The sequence below is a fragment of the Asticcacaulis aquihabitans genome, from assembly GCF_032490435.1.
Classification (GTDB): domain Bacteria; phylum Pseudomonadota; class Alphaproteobacteria; order Caulobacterales; family Caulobacteraceae; genus Asticcacaulis.
The window spans coordinates 60,634-73,237 of the sequence record NZ_JAVGWM010000001.1 but is presented as its reverse complement, the minus strand read 5'-3'; the positions used below and the strand labels follow the sequence as shown (position 1 = coordinate 73,237).

Here is a 12,604-nt window from a genome sequence, read left to right as displayed (position 1 = left end):
GTGATCGATCCTGTGCTGGAGTAGGGAATGGGATAGGGCAGCGTTTACGCCCTCAACCCGCGTGAGGCAAGGTTTTTAACGCCGCCTGCGGCGTCATCTTGAGCGGAAAGGCAATTCAGGCTTCGCTCCGTGTACAGCCATATGTCCAGGTTAAATCAGTGTGCCGCGACCCGCCGAAGACGGCTTTGCCATTGCGGACAACTTGTTTTGCAACTTAAGAATGGCGAGACGTTTCACGCCCTGCGGATCGCTCACGGGCCCCATGGCCGACGCTTCTTCGCCAGTGGCCGAATCTATCGCGGTCACCTTTAGATAGGCGCCGTTGCGTTGCATTTCGATAAAGACTTCGGACATGTTCGCCGTCCCACCGTTTCGCTGCGTGACTCACAGCCGTTACGGAGTGTGCCGCGCGACGCGCACTTCGGCAAGCCTTACGCCACTGCCGGCAAACGCGCCACGTTGCACATGGTCCACAGCTTATCCATCGACTCGACCAGATGGTCGATCATCTCGTCGGTATGGTCGGGCGACGGCGTGAAACGCAAACGCTCGGTTCCCTTGGGGACGGTCGGGTAATTGATCGGCTGGACATAGATGCCGAAATCGTTGAGCAGCATGTCCGACACCATCTTGCAATGCTTGGCGTTGCCAACGAGAACCGGCACGATGTGCGATTGCGTCGGGAAGGTCGCTATGCCCTTTTCGCGCAAACGCTTCAGCAGGGTTTGAGCGCGCTCCTGGTGCGCGACGCGCCTTTCGTTGTGTTCCTTAAGGTAACGAACGCTTGCGGCCGCTCCGGCCATGACCGCGGGCGGCAAGGAGGTCGTGAAAATGAAACCGGATGCCCAGAGGCGAATGGCGTCGACCATGGCCGACGTGCCGGCGATATAGCCGCCCATCATGCCGAATGCCTTGCCAAGCGTGCCTTCGATAATGTCAATTTCGCCCATGATACCGTCACGTTCGGCGACACCCGCCCCGCGTTCGCCGTACAGGCCTACAGCATGAACTTCATCGATATAAGTCAGGGCGCCGTATTGCTTAGCCAGCGCCACCGTACCACGGATATCGGCAATATCCCCATCCATCGAATAGACCGATTCAAACGCGACCAGTTTGGGTGCATTCGCCGGTGCGGCCTTAAGCAAGGCTTCCAGATGGTCCAGATCGTTGTGACGGAAGACATGACGTTCGCCACGGCCGTTGCGAATCCCCTGAATCATGGACGCATGGTTCAGTTCATCCGAGAAGATGATCAGGCCTGGCAGAATCTTGTACAAGGTCGTCAGGGTCGCTTCGTTGGCCACATAGCCGGAGGTGAACACCAGCGCCGCCTCTTTATGGTGCAGGTCCGCCAGTTCGGCTTCCAGCGCATTGTGATACCAAGTCGTACCGGATATATTGCGCGTGCCGCCCGAGCCAGACCCAACCGCGTCTATGGCGTCATGCATGGCCTTCATGACAACCGGGTTTTGCCCCTGGCCGAGATAATCATTGGAACACCAGACGGTTACGTCCTGCTCAGATCCGTCGTCACGAACCCAGGTGGCGCGCGGAAAATGGCCCGCATGACGCTTCAGATTGGCGAACACTCGATAGCGCCCTTCGGCGCGAACAGCATCAACAGCGGCCTCGAAAGCGGCATTATAGTCCATGACAAACTCCAGCGACCGGCAAAAGGTCACATTCATGACCGGCGAAATAACGCTTCGCCGCTTTATAAACAAGTCCGCAGCCGGTTAAAATAACCCTACCGGCTGCATTGATACTGACAATGTGACAAATCGGTTCTAATTTCCAGCCATTTTGCCAAAACATTTTCGGACGGATTGTCGCACCTTTTTTGGCTCAAGGAGAGCACGGATGTCGAAAGTATGGATCGGGCTTTTTCGCGGCGTCAATGTCGGTGGACGAAAAATGGCCATGAAACACCTCATTGCCGCCCTGGAGGCGGCGGGACTACAAGACGTCCGGACCTATATTCAAAGCGGGAATTTCCTGTTCCGCTCTGCCTTGTCCGAAAAGGACTTGGAACGCCTGATCGACGGCGTGGTGGAAAAAACCTTCGGATACCATTCCAATCTGCACCTCCTGACCTTGTCGCACCTGGAGACGGTTTTGAAGGACAATCCGTATCGGGACCGCGAACATACGGGCAAGGCCCAGCACGTCTTCTTTTTCAAGGCACCGCCGTCGCATGTCGACCGCGAGCTTATGGACAGTCTCAAGGCCGACAGTGAAGCCTATGAAATTACAGATGAATTGATGTACCTCTATGCACCCGACGGTATCGGGCGATCGAAGCTGGTGGAAAAAATCGCCAAAGCGATAAAGGCCGACATGACGGCGCGCAATCTCAACACGGTCGAAACCTTGCGCGACATGGCGGCCGAGTTGTCCGCCTGAGGCGGCTGCGTCAAATCGTAACGGCGTAAAGGGTTGATGCGATCAATTGATGCGCCTAAAGCTCTGTCCACGAATCGAGAGTGCGCCATGACCTTCAATCCGATACTCGCTCCCTACCCCCTTGGCCGTCCCCGCCGCCTGCGTCAGCACGGTTGGATACGCGATTTGGTCGCGGAAAATCGCCTGCATGTGTCCGACCTGATCTGGCCCATCTTTGTTCACGATCAGGACAAGGCACGTGACCCGATCGCCTCCCTGCAAGGCGTTGACCGGCTGAGCATCGCAGAAGCGGTTAAGGAAGCGCGTGAGGCGCATGCCCTCGGGATACGCGTCATCGCGCTCTTTCCGCATCTGAACGAAAAGATCCGCACCCCCGACGCCAAGGCCGCGATAGATCCCGAAGGCCTGATCGTCCAGGCGTGCCGCGCCATCAAGGCCGCTGTTCCAGACATCGGGCTGCTCGTGGATATCGCGCTCGACCCCTATACGGATCACGGTCACGACGGCCTCCTGGTCAACGGCAAGATTGCCAATGACGCGACAATTGACATGCTGGTCCAGCAATCCCTGGCGCTGACCGCTGGCGGCGCCGATATACTGGCGCCTTCAGATATGATGGATGGACGAATTGGCGCCATTCGCAGGGCGCTGGAGGCGGCGGGCCATCAGGACGCGATGATCATGTCCTACGCCGCAAAATATGCTTCCGCCTTTTATGGGCCCTATCGTGACGCCATCGGTGTCAAGGCGCTGAAGGGCGACAAGAAGACATACCAGATGGATTCGGCCAATACGGAAGAAGCTCTGCGCGAAGTGGCCATCGACATATCGGAAGGCGCCGACATGGTGATGGTAAAGCCCGGCCTGCCCTATCTCGACATCGTTCAGCGGGTATCGGACACCTTCAAGGTGCCGACGTTCGTCTATCAGGTCAGTGGCGAATACGCCATGATCAAGGCCGCCGTGGAAAAGGGATACATGGACCATGACCGTGGCGTCATGGAAACCCTGCTCGCCTTCAAACGCGCCGGCGCCTCAGGCATCCTTACCTATTTCGCCAAATATGTCGCTGAGCAGTTGAAAGCCTGATTATGGATATCCGCAAAACCCTCGAAGCGGCGCAAAATCTCGGCACGTTCGTGCACCTGACACTCGACAGCGGCGGGCACGATGGCTTTGTCCTGGCCGTGGGGCCAGATCTGGTCCTGATACAGGCCGTCCATGAATGGCAAGATGTCGGCGCCTTGGTCGTGCCGGTTGACCTGATCGAAAATTGCGAAGTCTCAGACTATGCTGACGCGCAGTTGAAAATTCTCGATTTCAACAGCGTGAAGCGCACGAAACGGTACAGCTGGGTGCGTCTCGGCAGCTTCCCGGAATTATTCCGGTCGCTTAAGTTCAAGGAAAAATTCGTCGTGGCTTCGGCTGCCGACAGCGCCGACGTCGGTCTGGTCGATGTGGTCGAAGACGACTGCGTGGTGCTCAAGAGTGTCGATCCCGGCGGCGCCTGGCAGGAAGATGAAGTGGAATGGCCGTACGAGGACATTACGCTGATCCAGTTCGACGATAGCTACAGCCGCGTCCTCCAGCGATACGTCGAAAAAAACGCCACAAACTAACCGCGCCTTCGAGTCAAATTCGCGCAAATTCAAACAATTTCGCTTGACGATTTGTGACCTAAGATCATTATACCGTGAAAAATTACACGCGGGGGTGGATAATGATCAGGTTTGGAACACGCGTCGTCTTTTGCGCCGCTGTGCTGTGCTTTCCGGTAAATGCTCAGACACAACCAGCGACACCGCCGGGCATCGCCTCACAGGCATCGCCGGTGCCAGATGCGACGACCGTGGTCGTTATGGGGCAGAAAACGCGACGCGATCGGGCCGCCGTGCGCATCACAACCCAAAGCAGCAGTTCATGCGGTTTCGCCCGCGGTTATAGCGCCTATGACGACCAGATCGTTCAGGACTATATGGACAGCTTCCACGACGGCGACAATAGCAGCAACCGCGAACCCGGCGCCGACGAAACCGACCCAACCTCTCCCAATTCGCAAATCCGCGACACCAGCCCCTTCGGTAATGCCTCTCAGGACCAAAGCAATCTCACAACGGACAGCGAAGGTACGCCGACCACGACCGCGAACGGCCGCTTTACCGCCGAACAACCTGGCGGCTGCACCTCCGCAGACATAGCCTTCGCCGCAGGACGCAATTTTATCCTGCGTAAGGACCATTCGCTGAAAGATGCCTATACGGCGTTCGATGCGGGTGAATATGAAAAGGCGCTTGGCCTGTTTGAAACGGCCTACAAGAAAATTGGCTATGAACAAGCGGCATTCATGGCAGGCAAGATGTATCTCTCCGGCCTGGGTGCGCCGCGGAACACGGCTAAAGCGATCTATTGGTTGAAACAGGTCGCGGAAGCGAAGTTCACACCTGGCGACGAACAAACCTTCGATCCTGCTGATCCGTACTATATGAGCACGCGGTCGGACGCGACGATGACCCTGGCCAAGATTTATATGGTGGGATGGGATGTGGCCCGCGATCCGAAGGAGGCCAGAAAGTGGTACGTCAAGGCCGACACGATCGGCTACGTACCGGCCGGATACGTCCTGGGGCAAATTTACCAGAAGGGTTATGCCGGAGATAAAAACGGCGCCAAGGCGATAAGCCTTTTCCAGAAAGCCGGGCACCTCGGGTTTACGCCGGCGCAATACGAACTCGGCCTGATCTATTACAATGGCGAAGACGGGGTGACCGAAGATAGAAAGGTTGCGGCGCAATGGTTGATGGCCGCCGCCAGCGGTGGACATCCGGACGCGCTGTTCGCCGTCGCGCGCATGTACGATCAGGGCGACACCCTGCCCCAGGACACCACCAAGGCCCTGGCCTATTACCGAGATGCAGCCCTAAAAGGTCAGGCGGCGGCGCAGACCGCGCTCGGCACCTATTTCTATACGGGCGAAGCCGTCGGGAAGGACTGGGTGGTTGCCCGCAAATGGTTTATCGAGGCCGCCAAGTCAGGAGAGCCGGACGGCATGTTCAATCTGGCGGTCATGTTGTCACGCGGCGAAGGCGGCGAAAAGGATGTGATGCTGGCCTATGTGTGGTTCCGCCTGGCGTCGATGTCAGGGCTGGAAAAAGCCACGCAGGCGGCTACCAAAATCGAGCCGGAATTGACGCCGGACGACCGCGCCAAGGCGAATGCCATCCTCAACCCGTCAATGCCGCATTAGGCCAGATCAACCGATCAGGTCTTACGGCTATTCGGACCTTTGCGGCGGGCCTCGAGGCGGGCGTGAAGGCTTGACGTATCCCAGCGGTTGCCGCCCATAGCCTGAACTTCGCTATAGAACTGATCGACGAGCGCGGCGACAGCGAGATGGGCACCGTTGTGGCGCGCCTCTTCGAGGGCAATTCCCAGATCCTTGCGCATCCAGTCGACAGCAAAGCCGAATTCATACTGGCCGTCCGACATGGTAGGCCAACGATTTGTCATCTGCCACGATCCTGCCGCGCCGCCCGAAATGGCATTGAACACCAATTCGGGATCGAGGCCTGAACACTTGCTGAAATGCAGGGCTTCGGCAACGCCCTGAACCACCCCGGCAATCGCGATCTGATTGGCCATCTTGGCTGTCTGGCCAGCGCCGGCGTCGCCAAGCCGTGTTATCGACTTCGTATATGGCGCGGTCAGCGCAACGACATCCGCATACCCCTCTTCATCGCCGCCAACCATGATGGCCAGTTGCCCATTGACCGCCCCCGCCTGGCCACCGGACACCGGTGCATCATAGAAACGTATGTGTTTTTCAGCGCAAACGGCATGAAGTTCACGCGCCAGCTTAGCTGAGGTTGTTGTATGGTCAATGATTGACGCTCCCGGCTTCAGGTTGGCAAGCGCCGTCAAAACCGTTTCGCGAACATCCTCATCACGTCCCACGCACAGGATAAGTGCCTCCGCTCCGATCAAGGCGGTGCCTAGTGCCATTTCGGCATGCATACCGTTCGCCTTGGCCCAGTCCACTGCCTTTTGATGCGTACGATTGAAACCTGTGACGGTGTGACCCGCCTTGACCAGATGCCCTGCCATGGGCGCGCCCATGACACCCAGGCCTGCGAAACATAATTTCATGCGGAGGCTCCTATCTGTCCGTACTTGCCGCGGAAAAAGGTCAGTCCGCCCTGAGCCGGATCGGTTTCAAATTGCGTGATTTCGCCGACAATGACGAGATGGTCGCCCAGCATCCGCGACTCATAAAGGTCACAGGCCAAAAACGCAGCCACATTGTTGAGGCGCAAAGGGTGCAAGGGGCTGATAAGCCCCTCCTCCGGTATGATATGCGCGTTTTCACGGGCGAACCGCCGCGACAGGGTTTCCTGTCCACCGCTCAGTATATTGATGCCGAACTTTGGCGCCTGGGCGTATATAGCATAGCGGTGCGCCTTCAGGTCCAGACACCATTGCACCAATGCAGGCGCTAGAGACACAGAACTGAACGAATTGGCAGTCATGCCGACGATGTGGCCGTCCACATGGTCCATGTCAGGCGCGGTGATCACGCAGACGCCGGTGGCAAATCCACCCAGAGTGTGCCGCAAGGCTTTCGTATCCATGCCCCGTTCCTAGTTCAGCCAGTCCATAATGGCAACCAAATAGGCAAAAAACGCGACCTATCAAGACGCTATTAACGTTAATGCGTTTAGGGTTCAGCCTGAGTATAATAAGAGCGTGTCCCATGGCCAGTCGCGACGCCCCTGTCGTCATCAAGAAAGTCAAGAAAGTCGTCGGTGGCGGTCACCATGGCGGCGCCTGGAAGGTCGCCTATGCCGACTTCGTGACCGCGATGATGGCGTTTTTTCTCCTGATGTGGCTGATCAACACGACCTCTCCCGAACAAAAAAGAGGCGTCGCTGACTATTTCGCCCCTGCCAACGTCTCCCAGTCGACCTCCGGCTCCGGCGGCATATTGGGCGGTCAGGCGCTGGGGGCCGACGGCGACAAGAACGCCGGCACCATGTCCTTTATTGAACAGATGGCCCCCGAAGCGCCCAAAAACGCCGATAAAGACGGCACCAGCCAAGCAGGCGGCAAGGCCTCAACAGCGGACTCCCAAGAAGAGACCGATGCCCAGCAGCGGGAACAGCAGGCCTTCCAAAGTGCGGCTGAGTCCCTGCGTCAGGCATTGCAGGACATGCCGGAATTGGCTGAATTATCGAAAAACATACTGGTGGATCAGACGCCGGAAGGGTTGCGCATTCAATTGATCGACCAGGAAGGCCGTTCAATGTTCGATCAGAATTCGACTCAGCCCAATGCCCGTGCCCGCCTATTGCTCAACGCTGTGGCTAAGATCATCAACAAACTGCCCAACCGGATTTCAATCACCGGCCATACGTCAGGCACGGTCGTCCAGAGCGGTCAGAACCCAAAGGACTGGTCATTGTCCTCGGCGCGCGCCGACGCATCGCGCGCTATCTTACAGGCGGCGGGCGTGGATCAGGACAGAATCGCCCAGGTCGCCGGCAAAGCGGCCAAGGAGCCCCTTTATCCCGACGACCCATCCCTGGCCGGTAACCGCCGGATCGCCATAGTCCTGTTGCGCGAAGCGCCTGTCCTGCCACAATAAAACCTTGGCAAGGTCTGGATTTGGTTCTTGCGGTACGTTGAAATTTGGGTTCAACTGATCGCAGCGGTATCGTCCGCGCGTGACTCCAGGAAACGGTCCGAAAGCTCCGTTGGCGTAAAATGAGTGAACATTTCCCAGGTCGAAAGCTCAGATACTATCTGACGATCCCCGGTCCCTGCCCTTACCTGCCCGGTCAGGAAGAGCGCAAGGTGTTCGTACATCTGCCACCGCTCGAAGCGATCAGCGTGAACGACCAGTTGTCAGCCATAGGGTTCCGCCGCTCCCAGAATATCGCCTATCGCCCTGCCTGCCAGACCTGCCGCGCCTGCCAGAGTGTCCGCATTCCCGTAAAGCGTTACGACCTGTCGAAATCCGACCGCCGGGTCGTACGGGCCAATTCGGACCTGACCAAGGCTTTTGTCGAGGCGGAAGCCAGTCGCGAACAGTTCGATCTGCTGCAAAAATACCTGAAGGCACGCCATCCCGATGGCGGCATGATGGACATGAGCTGGCCAGATCTGGTCGCCATGGTCGAAGACACATTGGTGCGTACGCACATGATCGAATACCGGTTGGGCGATCAGCTCGTCGCCTGCGTTCTGGTCGATGCACTGAATGACGGATTATCGCTGGTCTACAGCTTCTACGATCCCGACATGATGTCACGATCCCTGGGCCGCTTTATCATACTCGATCACATCGACCAGGCGCATCGCGCCGGCTATGACTACGTTTATCTCGGCTATTGGGTCAAGGACAGCCCCAAGATGGACTACAAGGCGCGCTACCAGCCGCTGGAGGCCCTGACCGATTTGGGCTGGCAGCCCATTACCCCTGAAATCACCAGATAGATGACTTTCCGAAAGGGCCATCCGCCCCCTTCGGAAAGCCCTTAAACCATCATGCCGGAATAGGCGCTAAGGACGCAGCTTGCGCAGGCCGCGCGGCGCTATACGCCCCACGCTGGCGCGACGGCCGATATAGTCTTTCACATCCTTGAAGTCGCGGGCCTTGCCCTGGCCATCAAACCACTGCGCACCCGTTGCCATGTCAAACACGGCAATATCCTTCACGCCGCCATCTTTGTAAGCCTGGAGCTTCACACCCTTGCCACGCGCCATTTCGGGCAGTTCGGACACGGGATATACCAGCACCTTGTTGTTTTCGCCCAATACCATGACGTGATCGCCGGTTACCGCCAGGGCGGCGAAGGCCTCTGTCCCATCGGCGTTGAGAACCTGCTTGCCGGCACGCTTGTTGGCCACGGCGTCCTCTTCGTTCATCACGAAGCCATATCCGTTTTTCGAGACCATCACGCGCTTTTGCCCCGCCTTCATCATGAAGACAGTGACAATCTTGGCGCTTTCCTCGATATCGAGCATCAAGCGCAAAGGCTCACCATTGCCCCGTCCAGACGGCAGCTTATCGCACCCTAGAGTCAGGAAGCGACCATCGGACGTCAGGATAAGCAGCTTGTCGGTTGTGAAGCCCGGCACCAGATATCCTAGTTCATCGCCTTCCTTGAACTTCAGTTCCGACGGATCCTCGACCTTGCCTTTTGCGGCACGTATCCAGCCGCGTTGCGACAGAATGACCGTAATCGGTTCCTTAGGCAGGTAGGATTCAATGGACGCAACCTCGATGCCAACCGGCGCGTCCGCGTAGGTCGTACGACGCGGCGACAGCAATTTTTTGCGCACCTCGGCCAATTGCTGATCGATACGCTTCCATTGCAGCTTTTCACTGTCCAGAAGGGCACGGATGCCATCGCGTTCTTCCGACAGCTTCTTGTGCTCTTCGCTGATGGTCATTTCCTCGAGCCGCGCCAATTGGCGCAGACGGGTATCGAGGATATAATCGGCCTGGAGTTCACTCAGGCTGAAGCGCGCCATCAGGACATCGCGGGGCTTTTCTTCCTCACGGATAATCCGGATGACTTCGTCCAGATTGAGGAAGGCGATCATCAGGCCATCAAGCAGGTGCAAACGGCGCTCGATGCGATCAAGCCGCCAGTTCGACATGCGAATAAGAACGACGCGGCGGTGATCCAGGAAGGCTACCAGGCATTCCTTCAGCCCCATGACCCGCGGTGTTCCCGTCGCGTCCAGGACGTTCATATTAACGGCGAAGCGCGTTTCCAGATCGGAGACCTTGAACAGGCTTTCCATCAGGACTTCTGGCTCGATATTGCGCGACTTCGGCTCAAGCACGAGGCGGATTTGTTCATCCGATTCGTCGCGCACATCGCCCAGCAACGGCGCCTTCTTGGCCTCGATAAGATCGGCCAGTTGTTCAATCAGGCGCGACTTCTGGACGTAATAGGGTATTTCGCGAACGACGATGCGCCAATTGCCACGCCCGAGATCTTCGACCTCGTATCGCGCCCGTGTCCGAATAGAGCCCCGGCCGGTTTTGTAGGACTCGAGAATTGACGCCTTGCTTTCGACGCAGATGCCACCGGTCGGGAAGTCCGGACCGGGGATGAATTCCATCAACTCCTCGGTCGTGGTGTCGGGCTTGCTCAGCAACTTGCGGCAGGCATCGATCAGTTCCGAAACGTTGTGGGGCGGGATCGACGTCGCCATGCCGACAGCGATACCGGTTGCGCCATTGGCCAGAAGATTCGGGAAGCCCGCAGGCAGGACGATGGGCTCCTCATCCTGATCGTCGTATGTCGGGCGGAAATCGACGGCATCCTCGTTGATGCCATCCATCAACAACATGGCCGCTATGGTCAGGCGGCATTCCGTATACCGCATCGCCGCGGCGTTATCGCCGTCGATATTACCGAAATTGCCCTGGCCTTCGACCAATTGGTAGCGCTGGGCAAAATCCTGGGCCAGACGCACCAGGGCGTCATAGATCGACTGGTCACCGTGCGGGTGGAAATTACCCATGACCTCGCCGACAACCTTGGCGCACTTGCGCGCCGCCGCTTCGGGCGTCAGGCGCATATTGCTCATGGCGTACATGATGCGGCGGTGAACCGGCTTCATCCCGTCGCGCACGTCAGGCAGCGCCCGGTGCATGATTGTCGACAAGGCATAGGCCAGGTAACGTTTCGACAGGGCATCCCCCATCGGCTCGTCAAGAATACGCCCGCCGGCGTCGTCGGGATTTCCCGGGGGAATCACTAAATCACTCATACCCGCAAGCTAAGGCCTGTAAGGAGTCAAGACAAGACCTGGGCGGCCCTCAGCGCGCATTTGTTCACGCTTTATCCTGTTGATTGCCCGCCTGGACGCGTCAGAAAAGCGCGTCGACCGCGCTTTGCAGACTCTTGGCCATGGCCGCACGACCGTGAATATGCGAATCCATCTCTATCACCAGCGCCTTCATATCGCGCAAACGATCCGTCAGATCGGCCCGCGCCGCCGGATCGTCCAGGTTGGAGCTCATCAAAATGCTTATAGAGGAATCGAAGCTCGCCAATGCGCGTTCGCAAACGTCATCAAAATCGCATCTTAGGTCCGCCGGCGCATGATGATAGGCCGATATAACGACATCCTTCAACTCGAAGCCGGACTTCTCAAAATGTTCGACGTAGCCGCGCTTCTTCCAGTCAGCCAGTTCCTCGGCCATGTCAGGCATGTCGAGGCCCATTTCGAAGAGCATGATCGCTTCGTTGAACAAATTCAAGTAGTCAGTCGCCAGCCCGGTGGCCGGATTGACGTTGGCGGCTAAGATTTCCTGCTCACTGTAAGGCGACATACGCGACTGAAACCTCGTTCTATATAACAGAGTTATAACACATTTCTTACCAAAGGATTGGCGACGCGTCACCATTGGTCGCTTTTGACTACGCAAGCACTGTAGTGAATCGAGTGAGTCGCGCCAAGGATCAGCGCGATAGCATTTCCTGCAAGCGCAAACGAATATCCGGCAAGGGCTTGTTATGCGGATGGAAGACGTGACGTTCCAGGAAGAAGGCGGTCAGCTCAAGTCCGCTGACCACGTCGCCCTCTCCGACACCGCCTTGTGACGACAGCATGAAACCGGGCAACCGCAAGAGCTTGTCCTTATAGGGCTCACCGGCGGCCCGGCCGACCGCACGCCCCGACTTCGGACTGACGTACAGCAGGTCGTCGCGTTCACCGCTTACGGCGCAGGCGCTGAGATCGAGCCCGTAGCCCAGGGCATCGAGCATACCGGCTTCGTAGCGCACATAGACCGCCGGCCATATATCTTCGTAGGGCAGCACCCCCATGAGCGCCGACAGGGCATGATATGCCCCCGGCTGACCATCACGCTCAGGCAGAACCTTCTGCGTCATGACGCAGGCGCACTGAAGCCCAAGCAGCCCTAGCGGATCGTCCAGAAGATCCGGAGATCCACCACCGGCTTCCAGCGTCGCCGCGCCCAATTGGTCGGCATGCCGCGCGCGATAGCTGAAGATGACCTTAGCGCCAGCTTGCAGCAACGGTTTGACGCGACGCGACGCACCACCGGCAATATGGGCGGCATATATGCCGTGATTTTCGGTCAGGACATGAACAATAGCGCCCGTTTCGCCATGGGCGCGGGCACCGAGGACAATGGCGTCATCCTCGAATTCCAGCA

General features: G+C 57.8%; 13 protein-coding genes. 6 read left to right on the top strand and 7 right to left on the bottom strand.

The genetic code is table 11. The annotated features are described in order from the left end of the window. Nucleotides 1–150 precede the first annotated feature (150 nt). Together RCJ00_RS00355 and hemA are read right to left on the bottom strand one after the other, a co-directional pair. Nucleotides 151–354: a DUF6898 family protein gene (locus RCJ00_RS00355; RefSeq protein ID WP_316219606.1), complete on the bottom strand. Its 204-nt coding sequence runs from the start codon at nucleotides 352–354 to the stop codon at nucleotides 151–153. A gap of 77 nt (nucleotides 355–431) precedes the next feature. Next, a complete protein-coding gene (gene hemA, locus RCJ00_RS00350) occupies nucleotides 432–1,655 on the bottom strand; it encodes a 5-aminolevulinate synthase (RefSeq protein WP_316219605.1) in 1,224 nt (407 codons plus the stop codon). A gap of 208 nt (nucleotides 1,656–1,863) precedes the next feature. Between hemA and RCJ00_RS00345 the strand changes: the two genes are divergently transcribed. The 4 genes from RCJ00_RS00345 to RCJ00_RS00330 all read left to right on the top strand — a co-directional run bounded on the left by RCJ00_RS00345 (nucleotide 1,864) and on the right by RCJ00_RS00330 (nucleotide 5,650). Beyond that, a complete protein-coding gene (locus tag RCJ00_RS00345) occupies nucleotides 1,864–2,406 on the top strand; it encodes a DUF1697 domain-containing protein (protein WP_316219604.1) in 543 nt (180 codons plus the stop codon). An 87-nt stretch (nucleotides 2,407–2,493) separates the two neighbouring features. Further along, on the top strand, nucleotides 2,494–3,495 hold the full coding sequence (gene hemB, locus RCJ00_RS00340; RefSeq protein ID WP_316219603.1) for a porphobilinogen synthase: 1,002 nt from the start codon (nucleotides 2,494–2,496) through the stop codon (nucleotides 3,493–3,495). A gap of 2 nt (nucleotides 3,496–3,497) precedes the next feature. Then, nucleotides 3,498–4,025, top strand: a complete 528-nt coding sequence (locus RCJ00_RS00335) for a hypothetical protein (RefSeq protein WP_316219602.1) — start codon at nucleotides 3,498–3,500, stop codon at nucleotides 4,023–4,025. Nucleotides 4,026–4,126: 101 nt separating this feature from the next. Next, complete coding sequence (locus RCJ00_RS00330; protein ID WP_316219601.1) at nucleotides 4,127–5,650, top strand: SEL1-like repeat protein; 1,524 nt, start codon at nucleotides 4,127–4,129, stop codon at nucleotides 5,648–5,650. A 14-nt stretch (nucleotides 5,651–5,664) separates the two neighbouring features. On the opposite strand, the gene RCJ00_RS00325 is transcribed toward RCJ00_RS00330, so the two are convergent. Beyond that, nucleotides 5,665–6,549 carry an NAD(P)-dependent oxidoreductase gene (locus RCJ00_RS00325; RefSeq protein WP_316219600.1) on the bottom strand — a complete coding sequence of 295 codons (885 nt, stop codon included), beginning with the start codon at nucleotides 6,547–6,549 and terminating at the stop codon, nucleotides 5,665–5,667. Next, nucleotides 6,546–7,031: a flavin reductase family protein gene (locus RCJ00_RS00320; RefSeq protein ID WP_316219599.1), complete on the bottom strand. Its 486-nt coding sequence runs from the start codon at nucleotides 7,029–7,031 to the stop codon at nucleotides 6,546–6,548. The genes RCJ00_RS00325 and RCJ00_RS00320 overlap by 4 nt, the downstream gene beginning before the upstream one ends. Before the next feature lie 122 nt (nucleotides 7,032–7,153). Here RCJ00_RS00320 and RCJ00_RS00315 point away from each other — a divergent pair, with 122 nt between their 5' ends. Beyond that, the gene (locus RCJ00_RS00315; protein WP_316219598.1) at nucleotides 7,154–8,044 is read left to right on the top strand and encodes a flagellar motor protein MotB; all 891 of its coding nucleotides are present in this window, start codon (nucleotides 7,154–7,156) and stop codon (nucleotides 8,042–8,044) included. A 119-nt stretch (nucleotides 8,045–8,163) separates the two neighbouring features. After that, complete coding sequence (locus RCJ00_RS00310) at nucleotides 8,164–8,895, top strand: arginyltransferase (protein WP_316219597.1); 732 nt, start codon at nucleotides 8,164–8,166, stop codon at nucleotides 8,893–8,895. 66 nt (nucleotides 8,896–8,961) lie between these two features. Here the strand turns inward: RCJ00_RS00310 and parC are convergent, their stop codons facing one another. The 3 genes from parC to recO form a co-directional block, all read right to left on the bottom strand. Next, the gene (gene parC / locus RCJ00_RS00305; protein WP_316219596.1) at nucleotides 8,962–11,190 is read right to left on the bottom strand and encodes a DNA topoisomerase IV subunit A; all 2,229 of its coding nucleotides are present in this window, start codon (nucleotides 11,188–11,190) and stop codon (nucleotides 8,962–8,964) included. A gap of 100 nt (nucleotides 11,191–11,290) precedes the next feature. Further along, nucleotides 11,291–11,755 (bottom strand): hypothetical protein, encoded by a 465-nt coding sequence (locus tag RCJ00_RS00300; protein WP_316219595.1) that lies wholly within the window; start codon nucleotides 11,753–11,755, stop codon nucleotides 11,291–11,293. 130 nt (nucleotides 11,756–11,885) lie between these two features. Then, complete coding sequence (recO, locus tag RCJ00_RS00295) at nucleotides 11,886–12,602, bottom strand: DNA repair protein RecO (protein ID WP_316221067.1); 717 nt, start codon at nucleotides 12,600–12,602, stop codon at nucleotides 11,886–11,888. Between the last annotated feature and the right edge of the window lie 2 nt (nucleotides 12,603–12,604).